Annotated in this window: 15 protein-coding genes; 5 read left to right on the forward strand and 10 right to left on the reverse strand. The window is 66.6% G+C overall.

What is annotated here, in order from left to right; all coding sequences use genetic code 11:
* Nucleotides 1–226 precede the first annotated feature (226 nt).
* Nucleotides 227–1,387: an ABC transporter permease gene (locus ABNK63_RS03145; RefSeq protein WP_007807178.1), complete on the forward strand. Its 1,161-nt coding sequence runs from the start codon at nt 227–229 to the stop codon at nt 1,385–1,387.
* A gap of 10 nt (nt 1,388–1,397) precedes the next feature.
* Nucleotides 1,398–2,726 carry an ABC transporter permease gene (locus ABNK63_RS03150; protein ID WP_350016661.1) on the forward strand — a complete coding sequence of 443 codons (1,329 nt, stop codon included), beginning with the start codon at nt 1,398–1,400 and terminating at the stop codon, nt 2,724–2,726.
* Between the two features lie 43 nt (nt 2,727–2,769).
* Here ABNK63_RS03150 and ABNK63_RS03155 read toward each other — a convergent pair whose 3' ends face one another.
* The 3 genes from ABNK63_RS03155 to ABNK63_RS03165 all read right to left on the reverse strand — a co-directional run bounded on the left by ABNK63_RS03155 (nt 2,770) and on the right by ABNK63_RS03165 (nt 5,667).
* Nucleotides 2,770–4,158, reverse strand: coding sequence for a TIGR00366 family protein (locus tag ABNK63_RS03155; protein ID WP_350017183.1), 1,389 nt, complete (start codon nt 4,156–4,158; stop codon nt 2,770–2,772).
* A gap of 221 nt (nt 4,159–4,379) precedes the next feature.
* Nucleotides 4,380–5,291, reverse strand: coding sequence for a drug/metabolite exporter YedA (yedA, locus tag ABNK63_RS03160; RefSeq protein WP_007807173.1), 912 nt, complete (start codon nt 5,289–5,291; stop codon nt 4,380–4,382).
* A 103-nt stretch (nt 5,292–5,394) separates the two neighbouring features.
* Nucleotides 5,395–5,667, reverse strand: a complete 273-nt coding sequence (locus ABNK63_RS03165) for a hypothetical protein (RefSeq protein ID WP_007807171.1) — start codon at nt 5,665–5,667, stop codon at nt 5,395–5,397.
* A 77-nt stretch (nt 5,668–5,744) separates the two neighbouring features.
* Here ABNK63_RS03165 and ABNK63_RS03170 point away from each other — a divergent pair, with 77 nt between their 5' ends.
* Nucleotides 5,745–6,101 carry a Rieske (2Fe-2S) protein gene (locus tag ABNK63_RS03170; protein WP_350016662.1) on the forward strand — a complete coding sequence of 119 codons (357 nt, stop codon included), beginning with the start codon at nt 5,745–5,747 and terminating at the stop codon, nt 6,099–6,101.
* Nucleotides 6,102–6,274: 173 nt separating this feature from the next.
* On the opposite strand, the gene ABNK63_RS03175 is transcribed toward ABNK63_RS03170, so the two are convergent.
* From ABNK63_RS03175 to ABNK63_RS03205, 7 genes are all read right to left on the reverse strand, one after another.
* Complete coding sequence (locus tag ABNK63_RS03175; RefSeq protein ID WP_350016663.1) at nt 6,275–8,389, reverse strand: YjbH domain-containing protein; 2,115 nt, start codon at nt 8,387–8,389, stop codon at nt 6,275–6,277.
* Nucleotides 8,390–8,651: 262 nt separating this feature from the next.
* A complete protein-coding gene (locus tag ABNK63_RS03180) occupies nt 8,652–9,425 on the reverse strand; it encodes a capsule biosynthesis GfcC family protein (protein ID WP_350016664.1) in 774 nt (257 codons plus the stop codon).
* Entirely contained in the window at nt 9,422–10,135 is a 714-nt protein-coding gene (locus ABNK63_RS03185) for a YjbF family lipoprotein (protein ID WP_350016665.1), read from the reverse strand. The genes ABNK63_RS03180 and ABNK63_RS03185 overlap by 4 nt, the downstream gene beginning before the upstream one ends.
* A 103-nt stretch (nt 10,136–10,238) precedes the next feature.
* Nucleotides 10,239–11,258 (reverse strand): polysaccharide biosynthesis/export family protein, encoded by a 1,020-nt coding sequence (locus ABNK63_RS03190; protein ID WP_350016666.1) that lies wholly within the window; start codon nt 11,256–11,258, stop codon nt 10,239–10,241.
* A 171-nt stretch (nt 11,259–11,429) separates the two neighbouring features.
* Nucleotides 11,430–11,699, reverse strand: coding sequence for a hypothetical protein (locus tag ABNK63_RS03195; protein WP_350016667.1), 270 nt, complete (start codon nt 11,697–11,699; stop codon nt 11,430–11,432).
* Nucleotides 11,700–11,911: 212 nt separating this feature from the next.
* A complete protein-coding gene (locus ABNK63_RS03200) occupies nt 11,912–12,235 on the reverse strand; it encodes a hypothetical protein (RefSeq protein WP_350016668.1) in 324 nt (107 codons plus the stop codon).
* Between the two features lie 193 nt (nt 12,236–12,428).
* Nucleotides 12,429–12,704, reverse strand: a complete 276-nt coding sequence (locus tag ABNK63_RS03205) for a hypothetical protein (RefSeq protein WP_350016669.1) — start codon at nt 12,702–12,704, stop codon at nt 12,429–12,431.
* Nucleotides 12,705–13,004: 300 nt separating this feature from the next.
* On the opposite strand from ABNK63_RS03205, the gene ABNK63_RS03210 reads away from it, so the two are divergent.
* A complete protein-coding gene (locus ABNK63_RS03210) occupies nt 13,005–13,439 on the forward strand; it encodes a low molecular weight protein-tyrosine-phosphatase (protein WP_350016670.1) in 435 nt (144 codons plus the stop codon).
* Nucleotides 13,440–13,482: 43 nt separating this feature from the next.
* Nucleotides 13,483–15,687, forward strand: coding sequence for a polysaccharide biosynthesis tyrosine autokinase (locus ABNK63_RS03215; protein WP_350016671.1), 2,205 nt, complete (start codon nt 13,483–13,485; stop codon nt 15,685–15,687).
* The last annotated feature ends 391 nt before the right edge of the window (nt 15,688–16,078 follow it).

The raw sequence follows: 16,078 nt of genomic DNA on the forward strand, positions 1-16,078 counted from the left end.
CACCCCGGCCCTCCCCTGCGATGCAGAGGAGGGAGCGCAGCGGCTTTGCCCCTCCCCCTGCTTGCAGGGGGAGGTTGGGAGGGGGCAAGGCTTTTGACCTTGCGATCAAGAGCGACCCCACCCCAACCCTCCCCTGTAAACAGGGGAGGGGGCTTTACGCGCACTTCTCCGGCTTCCGCGTCGCCATGCCGACGTGGCAGCACCGTGATCCGCAGAGGATTCCGTCATGAAATATCTCCACCTGATCTGGGCCGCGCTGTTCCGGCGCAAGACCCGCACCATCCTCACCCTGGTCTCGATCATCGCCGCGTTCCTGCTGTTCGGCATGCTCGACGCGGTGCGCACCTCGTTCGACCAGGCGGGTAAGAGCGCCAATGGCGCCGAACGCCTGCAGACCGGCTCGAAGCTGTCCTTCATCCAGACCCTGCCGTCGTCGCTGGAGCTGCCGATCGGCAAGGTGCCCGGGGTCAAGGCGGTGGCCTACGCGAACTGGTTCGGCGGGGCCTACCAGGACCCGCACAACCAGATCTTCAGCTTCGCGGTGAGCCCGAACTACATCGACCTGTTCCCCGAGGTCGAGGTGCCGGCGGCGCAGCGCAAGGCGTTCGACGAGACCCGCACCGGCGTGCTGGTCGGCGAGGATCTCGCGGCGAAGTATCACTGGAAGGTCGGCGACAAGCTGCCGCTGCAGTCCACCATCTTCCCCACCCATGACGGCAGCAAGAACTGGTCGTTCGACATCGTGGGCATCCTGCACCCGAAGGACAAGAACGCCGGCGGCATGTTCAAGCAGCTGATCCTGCTGCACTGGAAATACTTCGACGACAGCACGCCCTACAACCGCGGCTCGGTGGGCTGGTACGTCAGCCGCGTCAGCGACGTGAACCAGGCCGACCGCGTGGCCAAGGCGATCGATGCGATCTCGGCCAACTCCGACCACGAGACCCGCACGCAGACCGAACAGGCCGCCACGGCCAACTGGATCAAGCAGCTGGCCGACATCGGCCTGATCGTCAGCTCGATCATGGGCGCGGTGTTCTTCACCCTGATGCTGCTGTCGGGCAACACCATGATGATGGCCGTGCGCGAACGGACGTCCGAGCTGGCGGTGCTGAAGACGATCGGCTTCTCCAGCGCCAGCGTGCTCGGCATGGTCCTGGCCGAATCCGTGCTGCTGTTGCTGATCGGCGGGGTGATCGGGCTGGGCATCGCCACCGCGCTGATTCCCGCGGTGGCGGCCGGCAGCGGGCTCGGCCTGCCGCCGGTCGGCGCGGGCAACTGGGTGCTCGGCATCGTGCTGATGGCCGTCATCGGCCTGGTGGTGGGAGTGATACCCGCGGTGCGCGCGATGCGCCTGAACATTGTCGATGCACTGGCCGGCCGCTGAGGAGATCACCATGAACAAGTTCGGAAATTTCATGATCGGCCTGGGCCTGGTCGTTGCGCTGGTGGTGACGCTGGGCATATGGGTGCGCCTGCCATGGCCGGCGGTGCTGGGCCTGGCCGTGCTGTTCGCACTGTGGATGGCGCTGACCCGACTGGGCCGCCAGGCATCTTCGGTCACGGCGGTCGGCGTCAGCACCTTGCGCCAGCGGCTGGGTTCCTCCTCGGTGATCGTGATCGGCATTGCCGGCGTGGTCGGCGTGCTGGTGGCCTTGCTGGCGATGGGCGAGGGCTACAGCGAAACGCTGCGCAGGACCGGCAGCACCGACACCGCCATCGTGATGCGCGGTGCCTCTGCGTCGGAAGTGATGTCGGTGCTGGAACGCGACAACGTGGTGGTGATCCCGCAGGTCGCCGGCATCGCCCGCGACGCCCAGGGCAAGCCGATCGCCTCGCCGGAGATCGTGGTCGCCGCGAACCTGCAGCTGAAGGGCGGCACCGAGGACGACGTCGGCAGCGTGCAGTTGCGCGGCATCGGCGACGAGGCATGGACGGTGCGGCCGAACGTCAAGGTCGTCGCCGGGCGCAAGTTCAAGCCCGGCATGCATGAACTGATGGTGGGGCAGGGCGCGCAGCGCGAATTCGCCGGCCTCGAAGTCGGCCGCCAGGTGAAGCTGGGCAACCAGCTGTGGACCGTGGTCGGCCAGTTTGCCTCCGGCGATGCGCTGGATTCGGAGTTGTGGGCCGACGCCAACGTGGTCGCCGATGCCTATCGCCGCGGCGGCAGCCGCAACTCGGTGACGCTGAAGCTGGCCGACCCGAACGGCTTCGACGCATTCAAGGCTTCGCTCGAAGCCGACCCGCGGCTGAAGGTCGACGTCGACACCACCCTCGACTACTTCAGCAAGCAGTCCGAAGGCACCAGCAAGATGATCCAGGGCATCGGCATCACCGTCGGCGTGATCATGGCGATCGGCGCGATCTTCGGCGCGCTCAACTGCATGTTCGCCGCCGTCGCCGCCCGCGCCCGCGAAATCGCCACGCTGCGCGCGATCGGTTTCCGCGGCACGCCGGTGGTGGTGGCGATCATGCTGGAAACGATGCTGCTGGCGCTGATCGGCGGCCTGCTCGGCGGCGCCCTGGCGTGGCTGATCTTCAACGGCTACACCGCCTCCACGCTGGCGGCCGGTTCGGTGGGCAAGCTCAGCTTCGAGTTCAGCGTTACCCCCGCGCTGCTGTGGAGCGGCCTGAAATGGGCACTGGCGATCGGCTTCATCGGCGGCCTGTTCCCCGCCGTGCGCGCCGCGCGCTTGCCGGTGACCACGGCGCTGCGCGAGCTGTAAACGCAAACCGCAGGAGCGCACCCTGTGCGCTCCTGCGGGTGTTTCAGTGCATCACCGGCGGCACATAATCCAGCGTCATCCCCAGCAGCCACAGCAGGCCCAGCACCAGTGGCACGTGCACCACCAGTTGCACGAAGGTGTAGCCGACCACGTCGCGGGCTTTCAGTCCCAGCACGCCCAGCAGCGGCAGCATCCAGAACGGGTTGATCAGGTTCGGCAGCGCCTCGGCCGCGTTGTAGACCTGCACCGCCCAGCCCAGGTGCACGTGCAGATCGTTCGCCGCCTGCATCACGTACGGCGCCTCGACCAGCCACTTGCCTCCACCGGAGGGCACGAAGAAACCGAGGATCGCCGAGTACGCGCCCATCACCGCGGGGAAGCTCTCGGTGCCGGCGATGTGCACGAACAGGTTCGACAAGCGGTGCGCCAGGGTGGAACCGTCGGCGCCGGGTACGTGGGTCAGCAGGGCGGCGATTCCGCCGTACAGCGGGAACTGGATCAGCACGCCGGCGGTGCCGGGCACCGCGCGATGCACCGCATCGAGAAAGCTGCGCGGGCGCCAGTGCAGCAGGATGCCCAGGGTGAGGAACAGGAAGTTGTAGGTGTTGAGGTTGGCGATCGCACTGATCGCCGGCTTGCTGGCGAACTCGTGGCCGAGCCAGCCCAGGCCCAGCAGGCCGATCGCCAGCGACAGCAGCGGGCTGTATTCCAGCCATTCGCCCGGGCGCGTGCGCGGCGGCAGCGCCGGGGTCGAGCTTTCGCCGATGTCGAAATCCTGCGCGGTGCGCGCGTTCGCATCCGACGGCGCGGTGAACCAGCAGACCAGCAGCGACACCACGATCAGCACCGCGGTCAGCACGATCGACTGCCACAGGAAGATCGTCTGGCTGAAGGGCAGCACGCCGGTGATCGCCAGCAGGCCCGGCGGCATGCTGGCCGGGTTCGCCTGCAATTGCGCGGCGGACGACGACAGCCCCATCGCCCAGATCGCACCCAGGCCCAGATACGCCGCCGCACCGGCGGCGCGGTAATCCATGCGCAGGTCGCTGCGCCGCGCCAGCGCGCGCACCAGCAGGCCGCCGAACACCAGCGAGAAGCCCCAGCTCAGCAGCGACGCCAGCATGCTGACCAGGGCGATGTAGACGACCGCCCCACGTCCCGTGCGTGGTGCCTGCGCCAGCACATCAATGAAGCGCGCCACCACCGGTGCGGTGGCCAGCACGTAGCCGCCGATCACCACGAAGGCCATCTGCATGGTGAACGGTATCAGGCTCCAGAAGCCGTCGCCGAACGCCCCGACCGTAGCCATCGGCGTGGCGCCGAGCGCGAACGCGGCCAGCGCCACCAGCACCACGCCCAGCGCGGCAAACACCCATGCATCGGGAAACCAGCGCTCCGCCCACGCCGCGCTGCGCAGCGCGACGCGCGCCATCCAGCCATCCCGTCCTGCATTCATGTCCGCTCCCCCGCTTCAATAAAACCATGCCAACGCCGCCCCCGCTTCAATAAACCCACGCCAACGCCGCCCCGCGGCGTTACGTTCGCCCTTCCCCCTGCAAGGCAGGGGGAAGTTGGAAGGGGGTAAGCTTTTGATTTGAGCTCGGAAGAAGAGCCCCCCTCAACCGAAGTCCTTCCCCTGGCTGCCCGACACCCTCAACGTCTCTGTTTCGCCAGCGTGATCACCACCAGGCCGCCCAGGATCACCGCCATGCCCAGCAGATCGTACGGTCCGAGCTGCTCGCCGGCCAGCAGGATGCCCAGCAGCACGGCGACCGGCGGATTCACGTAGGCATAGCTGGTAGCCAGCGCGGGACGCGCGTGCTTGAGCACGTACAGGTAGGCGCTGAACGCCACGATCGAACCGAACACCGCCAGATAGATCAGGGCCAGCGTGGCATGCATCGTGGGATGCGCCGGCAGGCGTTCGCCGCTGAGGAAGCCGAACAGCAGCAGCGCGACGCTGGCGGTCAGCATCTGCGCGGCGGTGTTCATCGGGCCTTGCGGCATGTCGCGTCGACGGCTCCAGGCCGAGCCGAACGCCCAGCACATCGCCGCCACCAGCAGCGCGATCGCGCCGAGCCGCGAACCGGACAGGCTGCTGCCCAGGTTCAGCACGATCACGCCGACGAAGCCGATCACCAGGCCGATGCTCTCGCGCCGGTTCGGCCATTGCCCGTACATGCCGGTGAACAGCGCGGCGAACAGCGGCATGCTGGCCACCGCCACCGCGGCGATGCCCGAGCTGACCCGCTCCTCGGCAAAGCACACCAGGCCGTTGCCCATGCCGAGCAGCAGCAGGCCGGTGAACGTGGCGTTGCGCCATTGCAGCGGCGTCGGGGCCGCCATGCCGCGCCAGCGCAGGAAGCCATAAAGCGCGATGCCAGCCCCCAGGAAGCGGATGCCCGCCAGCAGGAATGGCGGATAGCTTTCCAGCGCGAACCGGATGCCCAGGTAGGTCGACCCCCAGATCACGTACAGCGCCAGCAGCGACAGCGGAATCAGGACGCGGGGATCAGTCAGGCTGCGCGGCCTTGTGGCCGCGGCGGAGGCAGAGGTGTCGTGCATGGGGGCGGATCGTGTGGGGACGGCGCATTATCCATCCCTGCGGCGGCGTGCGCCCCTGCCGGACGACTCAGAGTCTGCGCGAGGTTGAAAAACCCACGGCCTCTCAATGCGCGACGGGGCGACCCTGGCGGATCACCACGAATTCGCCTTCCAGCACGGCCGGCTGGCCATTGCCGGTCGCCTTCCGCTGCACCGGCGAACGTCCCTGCTTCCACTGGCGCACGGCCAGCAGCACGATGCCGCCAACCAGCAGCACGCCAGCCACCACCAGCCCGAACACCAGCAGCACACCCAGCACGGCCACGCCCAATACCAGCGAGAGGGCGCGCGCCAGCGGATGGCGAGGACGACGAAGGGGAGGCAGGGAGAAGTGCATGTGTTAAAAATCCGTGTGGTAAAATCAACGACTTACGCGACCACCATGGGGCCAACCGCCCCCCGAGGCAAGTGCCGATGGATATACCCACCCCCGCCGAATTGTCGCAACCCCCGGCACTGTGCCGGCTCGACGACATCCCCGACGGCGGCGCCACCGCGGTGGACGCCAGCCTGGTCGACGGCGAGGAAAGCCTGATCCTGCTGCGCCGTGGCGAGCAGGTGCACGGCTATCTCAATGTCTGCCCCCACGCCGGCCGTCGCCTCGACTACGCCCCCGGCAAATTCCTGCTGAAGAACGACACCCTGATCTGCGCCGTGCACGGCGCCACCTTCAACCAGGCCGACGGCTTGTGCATCGCCGGGCCCTGCCGCGGCGAGCACCTGCGCACGGTGGCGGTGCAGGTGGAAGAGGGTGAGGTGCGGCTGGCGTAGCGCGGCGGCTTTGGCTCCTCCCCCTGCTTGCAGGGGGAGGTTGGGAGGGGGTAGCTCCGGGTGGCGAGGAAGCAAGATCAAGAGCGACCCCACCCCAGCCCTCCCCTGCGAGCAGGGGAGGGAGCCGCGCCGCTTCGCCTCTCCCCTGCATGCGGGGGAGGGCTGGGGTGGGGTTACTCGGTGATCTTCTGCAGGTTGTCCTGCAGGGGGTCGCTGTCGCGGTCGCTGGTCAGGTCGTAGAGGTTGTAGCGCTTGGCCAGGCGGGCGCCGCCGTCGCGCAGCAGGGGCTGCCACAGGATGTTGGCGCTGCTGGTGTGCGAGCTGGGCAGCATCAGGTCGAACGGGATCGACAGGTAGATGCCCTTGTCGAAACTGCCTTCGCCGAACTGCTTCGCCGAGACATTGGTGAACGTGGCATATGCACCCATGCGCACGCCGTTGTGGAACTGCCGCGACACGTCGATGGTGGCGCCCCGGTCACCGGCCAGGTAGCGGCCGTAGCTGAGCGCCAGGGTGACGTCCTTGTAGCCCAGGTCGAAGTAGCCGGTCACGTGGCCGGTGGCGACGTGGTAGCGGCGGAACGAGAAGTCCTGGTCGAAGCCGCGCTGCTTCACCCAGTTGGCATCGACGCCGATCGCCCAGCGCTCGCCCATCGGGCGGTACAGCACTTCGCCGCCCACGCCGCCGTACATGCTTTCCAGCATGCCGCCGTATAGAAGGCCATACAGATCGGTGCCCAGGCGACGGCTGGCGGTCAGCTGGAACACCGGCATGGTCAGCCGCGAGCTGGTCAGGTACTCGCGCACGTAGGTGCGCACGCGGGGCAGGTTGCTGGGGGCGTCGTACTTGAAGTGGTCGTAGTTGTTAAGCAGGTTCGCGCTGAAGTTGCCGCTCCACCACAGGTTCGGGGTGAAGTGGAAGTTCGCGTCGTAGTTCGCGTACACCTGGTACAGGATGAAGGCATCGGGGCCGCCCAGCGACTGCGCGTAACCCACCGCCAGGCTGCCGCTGAACTTCTTCGGCTCGGCACGGTACAGCACGTCCTCGCGCTGTGGCAGCGGCGGGTTCTGCTCGACGCTGCGGCGGAAGTCGCGCAGGTCGATGTCGTAGTTGAGCAGTTCGTCGAAGCGCTGCCGATGCACGCTGGTTGCCACGATCGGCAGGCCTTCGCGGGTGGACACCACGGTGTACCAGTCGGTGCCCGGCGCCAGCTGGTTGTCCAGCACGCGAGCGGTGCGACCCAGCGCCTTGGCCGGATAGAAGTAGCGCTGCTGTTCGCCGGTCACCACCACTTCGCGGCCACGGCGGCTGATCTTCGACACCTCGATGCCGGCGTTGTCGCGCAGCTGCTTGCTCACGGCCGTCCAGTCGACCTGCTGCGGGGTTTGCGTGGGCGGCTTGCCGGCGCGCTCGGGTACAGGCGGATCGAGCAGCTTGGTGGGGCCGCTGCTTTGGGCGAGGTTCGTATGCAAGGTGAAGCCGAACATCGCCACGCGCCCGCGTTCCAGCGCAAGGCTGAAGTCGACGTTGCGGTTCAAGCGGTAGACCGCGCCGATGTTGATCGGCGTGCGTTGCGGCTGGTTGTTCCCCTGCGGCTCGTGCTTGTAGTCGTTGCCGTCGTATTCCAGCTTGAGGATCAGCGGCTGCCATGGTGTCTGGTAGCTGATGCCGCCGAACAACGCGGCGCGCCCCCGGAAATAATCGTGGCTGTTGAACTGGCCGCCGGGATTGTTGCCGCGACCGGGACGCGTATCGAAACGGTCGCTGATCAGCGAGAACGGGTTGCGGACATCGCCGCGATTGCCCATGTAACCCCAGGCCATGCCCAAGCTGGCATCGATCGGCCCGAAGCGCTTGCTGGCCACCACGTATTCGCTGGAGAACAGGCCGGTGCCACCCAGGTCGCGAATGCCCACCGACACGGCGGGCAGATAGTGGCTTTCACGCCACAACCGCACCTTGGCGTCGATCGACTTGTCCTTGTAGCTCTGGTTCCCCGCTATTGCTCCGTACAAACGATTGCTGATGCTGATGTAGCGAAAGCTGCCTTCGAGCCACGGCAGCGGCTGCAAGGTGAAGTTGTAGCGGGTATACGGCGACGTGCGGCTGGCGGTGAAGCCCACCTCGCCTTCGTCGGCCATGCGCGCGGTGGGCGTCTGCAGCAGGCCGGCGCCGCCCCAATCGCTCTGGGTCGGCGCGTTCTGCGCGTGCACCGAACAGGTCATCAGCCAGCCGGCCAGCGGCAGCAGGCAGGTGCAGTGACGGCGGATGTGCTGGAGGGTGTTCAAGCCTGTGAGGTCCGTGGCGTGGTGCGGTGGTGCGATGTGCCTGATGCGATGGGCAGGGGTTGGTGCAGGCGGGCAAGGAGATCAAGAGCGACCCCACCCCGGCCCTTTCTGCGACCGAAGGAAGTCCCTTTAGGGGCAAACAGGGGAGGGGGCACAAGCAGCGGCGCGCTCCGGCTCTTCTCCCTCCCCTGCTTGCGACCGAAGGAAGTCCCTATGGGACAGGGGAGGGTTGGGGTGGGGTGTTCTTCGCGAACTACCATCATCACGGCGACCTCTCCGGCCCCGGCAACACCTGCGTCGCCAGGAACGCGGCGATGTCGCTGTTCATCGTGGCGTCCACCTTGCTGGCGGCGCTTTCGCGCAGCGGCACATAGATCACCGCGCCCGGCGCCAGGGCCTGTGCCTCGCTGCGATTCCACAGGGCCACACCCTGCACGAACACACGGCCGTCCGGCTCGATCACGTAGATGCTGTCGCGATCCGCGGCATCGCCGAGCGGGCATGCGCCCAGGTACAGCCGCGCATCCTGCAATGGCACCAGCGGCAGGGTGCACGCCTGCTGCACGGCGCCGACCACCCGGATGCCCTCGGGACGCAGCGGATAGAACAGCTCGTCGCCGGCGGCCAGCAGGTGATTCTCCGGTGCATTCACTTCCACCGCGCGCGGATCGAGCAGCGCCGGCGACTCGCGTCCGGTCACCGGCAGCGCGCCGATCCAGCTGCGCAGCGCCGCGCTGCTCGCGGCCAATGCCTGGTCGTCGCCTGCCAGCGCCCGCTGTTGCAGGCTGGCCAGGTCGAACAGCACGCCGGCTTTCAGGCGCTGCTGGGTGGCCAGCAAGCCTGGCCGCAACCAGGCCGCGCCTTTCATGTAGGCCTGCGGCAGCGGCTGCGCGGCAATGGCGGCGTCGCTGAGGCGGGCAGGGCCGTTCAATTCCGTGTGACCCGGGTGCGCCACCGCGCCGCTCACCTGGACCTGTACCGCCGCGGCCGCCGTCGACCAGGCCAGCATCAGTGTCACGAAGCATGCGCGGTTCATGGCTGCGGCTCGCGGTAGGGGCGCAGTTGCACCAGTTGCAGACTCAGGCCGGGCGCCACCTGCTGGTCGCTCTTCCAGATGAAACCGTCGCGCGGGTCCACCCAGTAGTGGTTGGTGACGCGGTAATGCAGCGAGGGCACGTCGAGCTGCTCGTCTACCCGCAGCAGGTCGTGAGTCTGATCGAGGATGCTGACCTGCTCGCGACCCGCCGGCGTCAGCGTGGCGTCGACCGGCACGCCGTAGCGATATCCCGGCGACCAGTCCTTGCCCATGCGGTAGCTGACCGGCCCGCTGAGCGTCTGCAGGCCGCGCGCGAACGGATCGTCGGCAGGCAACTGCACGCCGTCCAGGTTCTGTCCCAGTCCGGTGGTCTGCACCACGCGGCCGTGCTCGATGAACACCACCACGCCGTGGTTGCCGTACCACGCCTGGCGTCCGCCATCGACGTTGCCCAGGATCAGCACCGCGCTGCCTTCCGGGCTGCTCGCCTGCATCTGGAAGTACGGCTTGGCCGCCACCTCGGCCGCGGTCGGCTGTACCTGCGGCCGGCCCTTCACCGCAAGTCGCATCGCCTTGATCGAGGAGCGCGACAGCTCGCTGCAACCATGCAGGCCGAGCAGCAGCGGACAGGCCAGCAGCAACAGCCAGGGCAGCGTGCGCGCGACGGCGGGCCGTGCCGTCGACGCCGTGGTGCGTTCGCTGTTCGTCAACTCGTCTGCGGGCAAACCGGTGCTCCCCTTCCCTGATCAGTACAGAGTAATTCGTGGGGCGGGCCATGCCCGCCCCGTGCAAGGGCATTCCTGCCGGTCGCGCTCAGAAATCCTTGTTCGCATTGGCCGCGGAATTGATCAGGCCGGAGAATGGCAGCAACTGGCTGAAGAAGCGGTTCCAGCGGGTCACGCCGGCCGGTCCCACGAACACCACGTCGCCCGGCTTGACCATGAACTGGTCGGCCAGCGCGAAGGCGGCCGGCGAGCGCGCGTCCAGGCTGAACACCTTCGACGGCGCCTGTTCCAGATCCCTGACGCCGCGGATCACGTACACCGCCTTGCCCTTTGAACTGAGCGGGTTGAGGCCGCCCGCGCGTCCCAGCGCCTGGGTCAGGCTGAGGTCGGAAGTCTTGAAGTTGATCGCCATCGGCTTGACCACTTCACCCACCACGTACGCTTCCTGGCGATCGTTGTACGGCAGGAACAGGCGATCGCCGGGCTTCAGGTAGATGTCCTGCGCCAGCTTGCCGCCGCCGTTCAGCGCGTCCAGGTCCAGCTGGTAGTCCTGGCCGTCGCGGGTCAGCACCAGGCCGGAAAGATTGGCCTGCTCGGTATTGATGGTGGCCGTGCCCAGCGCCTGGGCCAGGGTCAGCGGCACCGCGGTGATCGGTTGCGGGTCGGTCTTGACGAAGGCGCCCTGCAGCAGCACGCGCTGGCTCTGGTAGCCGATCACGCTGACGTCGACCTGGGGCTTCTCGACATACGCGGCCAGCTTCTTGCTGATGGCTTCGCGCAATCCCTCGATCGTCATGCCGGCCACCTTCAGCGCGCCGACGTACGGGTAGAACAAGGTGCCGTCGGAACGAACCAGGCGGCCATTGGCCAGGGTCTGCTGCTGCGGGCCGGCCGGCGAGGTCAGCTCGGGGTGTTCCCACACGGTGATGTACAGCGTGTCGCCTGCGCCTATCCGGTACGGCTCCGGCTGATACGACAGCAGGGCCGGCGCCACGGCCGTGGCCTGGGCGCTGGCGCGATCCATGGCGATCAGCTTCGGCGTGATCGGCACCAGTTCGACCTGGCTGTTGTCGACCGTGTCGCCACGGGAGAGTTCGCTGGTCGACATGTGCTGGCCCGGCGCCAGCGCACAGCCGTTCAACAGGGCGAAGCAGGCAACGAGGAGGAGGGCAGGGGATGTTTTCACGATGGAAGAGGACTCAAGGCGACGAGGGAACGACAGACACGACAAACGTGCCGAGCGAAGTCGGCACGTTTGTTCGCGATCAGCCACAGGATATCAGTGGGTGCCGGTGGTACCAGGTACCGGATGCGAATCGTCGCGAGCGACGCCAGCCACCACACCGACCGTCGCGACTACGGCAATGGTCACTGCAATCACCTGGCCTGCCGTGATGCCGCCCGTGGAGGCGCCACTGGCGGCGTTGGCACCAGCCACCGTCGGCTGGGCTGGCGGGTTCGGAGCGTTGTCCGGTTGCGGCTGCGCCGCCATGGCCAGGCCGGAAGCCATCAGTCCAGCGGTCAGAAGTGCGGGAAGAATCATTTTCATGTGGTGCTCCTTGTGACCGGCGTTCGGGAAAATATAACGCGGGCAGTATAGCGAGTCGTCGTGAAGGAACCATGTACGCGAGGGCTGGTGTAGTGAAGGTGAAGGCTGACAGGGGACAGCTCAGAGCGGGAGCACCCCACCCCGGCCCTCTCCTGCCGAGGCAGGGGAGGGGGTGGGCAAGCCCAAGGAAGGGCCGCCCGACTGGATGCGTGTCAATGCGTGCCGGTGGTGCCGGTGGTTCCCGTGGTTCCGGTAGTGCCCGTGCCTCCGGTGCCGGGCACATGTCCGTGGCTGTCGTCGTTGCCCGCTCCTGCGACGACGGCGACTACGGCGGTCACGGCAATGCCGGTGGCGATGGCCTGGCCCGTCGTGATGCCGCCGGTGGAGGCGGACCCGGCGGCTGCGGCGCCGGCGACGGCCGGGGAGGGCGAGGGGTTCCGGTTGTCCTGGGCGCCTGGCGGCGCCGGTTCCGAGGCCTGGGCCATTCCCGCGGCCAACAGGCCGGCGGCCAAAAGACTTGCAAGCATGGTTTTCATATTGGGCCATCCCACGGCACCGGGATCCCGCCTGTCACCTGACCATACCAAAGCAAGGTTAAGGAATGATGTACGGCAAGGACGAACCTTCGATCACCCGGGCTGGGCCCTCCGGATAGGGCACAGTTGTGCGTTGCGCGCACAAAAAAAGCCGCGCCAGAACTGGCGCGGCTCTTGAAACGATGCGCGTCGCTCAGTTCGTGCCGGTGGTGCCGGTGGGCGGCGGGGTGCTGGTCTTGTGATCGTTGCCGCCGCTGGAAGCAGCCACGATGGCGCCGGCGACAACCACGCCACCGATCACGTAGAACGGGGTCATGTCACCCAGCGACTGCGTCGTGGCGGTCTTCGCGCCTGCAACCGCGGGTGCGGGCGGAGGCGGCGGGGCAGCGGGCTGCTGCTGATCAGCGGACTGGGCCAGCGCGGAGCCCATCAGGCCTGTCGCCAGAAGCGCAACGATCATCTTCTTCATGAATTTTTCCCCGGGAGGTATGGCGTCAAGCGGATGTGAAATCCGCGCTCGGGCAGTATACCTACAAATTTGCAGGGGTACATACATGAACCAGTCAGGCTGGGGCCTCCAAGCTGGCTGGGCTTCGGTTATCATGTCGGGCTGTTCGGGAAACGTGCACACGTCGCGGTTGTGAAGATGTCTTCACGAAACGTCGCACGATACCGTCAGGAGCTCCAGGGGGAGTGTTCAACAATCCACAGGAGCGCGGGTCACCAGGGCATCAGGCCGGCCTGCCAGGCAATCGAGGAGTCATCGAGGGTGTTCAAACGGATCTTGACTGTCTGCATAGGCAACATCTGCCGCAGCCCCACCGCTGAATACCTGTTGCGCGAGCGCTTGGCATCGAAGGACATCGAGGTGAGCAGTGCCGGTTTGCGCGCCATGACCGGCTACCCGATGGATGCCACGGCAATGCAGGTGATGGGTGAACACGGCATTGACGGCGCAGCCCATCGTGCGCGACAGCTGACGCCCGCGATGCTGCGCGAAGCCGATCTGGTGCTGGGCATGGAGAAAAGCCACATCGACGCGATGGTGCGGCTGGCTCCGGAAGCCAGCGGCAAGATTTTCGTGTTGGACAAATGGGTGCAGGCGCGGGACGTCCCCGACCCGTACCGCCAGCAACGTCCTGCGTTCGATCATGTATACGATTTGATCACGCAAGGTGTTGATAGCTGGCTGCGCTACCTGTAATCCCACCCTTCTATATATATATACAGACCAGGAAAGCCCCTGCATGGCCGCTACGCAAACCCCGTCGTCCAGCGACGACGAAATCGATCTGGGCGAACTGCTCGGTACCCTGATCGACCACAAGTGGCTGATCATCATCGTCACCAGCGTGTTCTTCGTGGTCAGCGTGGCCTACGCGCTGCTGGCCACGCCGATCTACCAGGCCAACGCGATCGTGCAGGTCGAGCAGAAGGTGCCCAGCCTGCCGGGCCTCAGCGATCTCACCCAGACCCTGGGTGCCTCCAGCTCCGAAGCCACCACCGAAATCGCGCTGATCACCTCGCGCACGGTGGTCGGCGGTGCCGCCGACAACCTGCACCTGGCCACCAGCATCACCCCGCGTCATTTCCCGCTGGTCGGCAACTTCATCGCCCGTCGCTATGTTCCGGCACAGCCCGGCGCCGTGGCCGCCCCGAAGTTCGGCATGAACAGCTACGACTGGGGTGGTTCGACCCTGGATATCTTCCAGCTCGACGTGCCGTCGGGCTTGCTGGGTCGAACGCTGACCCTGGTGGCCGGCGGCAACGGCGCCTACAGCCTGCTCGATGACGACGACAACAAGCTGCTCGACGGCCAGGTCGGCAAGTCGGCCAGCGGCCACGGCGTAACCATCCAGGTGAAATCGCTGCTGGCCAATCCGGGCACGCGCTTCGACGTGGTTCGCCAGCGCGACCTGGCGGTGATCAGCAAGTTGCAGCAGGACATCAATGCCAGCGAGCAGGGCAAGGACTCCGGCATCATCGCGCTCACATACAACAACGCCGACCCGGTCCTGGCGACCAACCTGCTGGATCAGGTCAGCGAGATCTACGTCAAGCAGAACGTGGACCGCAACTCCGCCGAGGCGGCCAACAGCCTGAAGTTCGTCAAGGAGCAGCTGCCCAACGTGCGCCGCGACCTGGAAAAGGCCACCGCTGCGCTGAACGCGTTCCAGACCCAGGCGCACTCGGTCGACATCACCATGCAGACCAAGGGCCTGCTGGACCAGACCGTCGCCATCGAAAGCAGCATCCAGCAGCTGCGCATGCAGCAGGCCGACATCGAGCGCCGCTTCACCCCCGAGCATCCCGCCTACAAGGCATTGATGCAGCAGATCGGCCAGCTGCAGGCGCAGAAGGACGCGATGGAGAAGCAGGTCGGCCAGCTGCCCGACACCCAGCAGGAGCTGCTGCGGCTGACCCGCGACGTGCAGGTCAGCAACGAAACCTACACCAGCCTGCTCAACCAGGCGCAGCAGCTCGACATTGCCCGTGCCGGCACCGTGGGCAACGTGCGCATCATCGACAAGGCGGCGGTGGACACCAGCCATCCGGTGAAGCCGAAGAAGGCGATCATCGTGCTCGGCGGCACCTTCCTGGGCGGCTTCCTGGCCGTGGCCTTCATCTTCCTGCGCCAGATGCTGAACCGCGGGGTGGAAGACCCGGCCGCGATCGAGCAGCTCGGCCTGCCGGTGTACGCCTCGATTCCGCTGAGCGAGCAGGAGATCGCCATCTCGGTGGCGGACCAGCACCGACACGGCAGCAACGGCAAGCAACACCTGCTGGCCGTGAATTCGCCGGCCGACCTGGCTACCGAGGCGTTGCGCAGCCTGCGCACCAGCCTGCACTTCGCCCGGCTGGAAGCGAAGAACAACCTGCTGATGATCTCCGGTTCCAGCCCCAACGCCGGCAAGACCTTCGTCTCGGCCAACCTCGGCGCCGTGATCGCCCAGGCCGGACAGAAGGTGCTGCTGATCGACGCCGACATGCGCAAGGGCAGCCAGCACAAGGTGCTGGGTGGCAAGCCGGAGAACGGCCTGTCCGAACTGATCGCCGGGCAGATAGACATCGCCGCCGCCCTGCGCCGCGTGGAAGGCGTCGAAGGCCTGCACTTCATCGCTCGCGGCAAGGTGCCGCCGAATCCGTCCGAGCTGTTGATGAACGCCAAGTTCACCGCGCTGCTCGACAAGCTGATGCCGCTGTACGACCTGATCATCATCGACACCCCGCCGATCCTGGCGGTGACCGACGCGGCCGTGATCGGCCACCACGCCGGCACCAGCCTGCTGGTGGTGCGCTTCGGCCTGAACCAGGCACGCGAGATCGCCCTGGCCAAGCAGCGTTTCCAGCAGAACGGCGTGGAAATCAAGGGCGCCATCTTCAACGCGGTGGAGCGCCGCAGCGCCGGTTATTACTCCTACGGCTACTACGAATACAAAACCGCGAAATGACGCGTGCCGCTCTGCCTCCCCCTGCCTGCAGGGGAGGATCGAGGTGGGGTCGCTCTTGCCGCTGCTTTGCTTCCTCCCCTGCCTGCAGGGGAGGACCGAGGAGGGGTCGCTCTTGCCGCTGCTTTGCTTCCTCCCCTGTCTGCAGGGGAGGACCGAGGAGGGGTAGCTTTTCCGCTCCGTCTCTGGTTTTCAGCGCCACAAAAAAGCAAAGACCGAATCGTTCCGTTAGCCATAGCCCATCACTTCGACTGTCACCCTCGCGAGACTCCAATCCACCCCGCATCGCCCTTGCAACACGAAAACCCCATAATCAGCGGTCGAGCCCGCACCAACGGCTCCCCTGTCGTCCGGCCACACAAGACAAGCCCGCTCCAATTCATCCAACGGAAGC

Source organism: Rhodanobacter sp. IGA1.0, assembly GCF_040208325.1.
In the GTDB taxonomy this organism is placed as follows: domain Bacteria; phylum Pseudomonadota; class Gammaproteobacteria; order Xanthomonadales; family Rhodanobacteraceae; genus Rhodanobacter; species Rhodanobacter spathiphylli.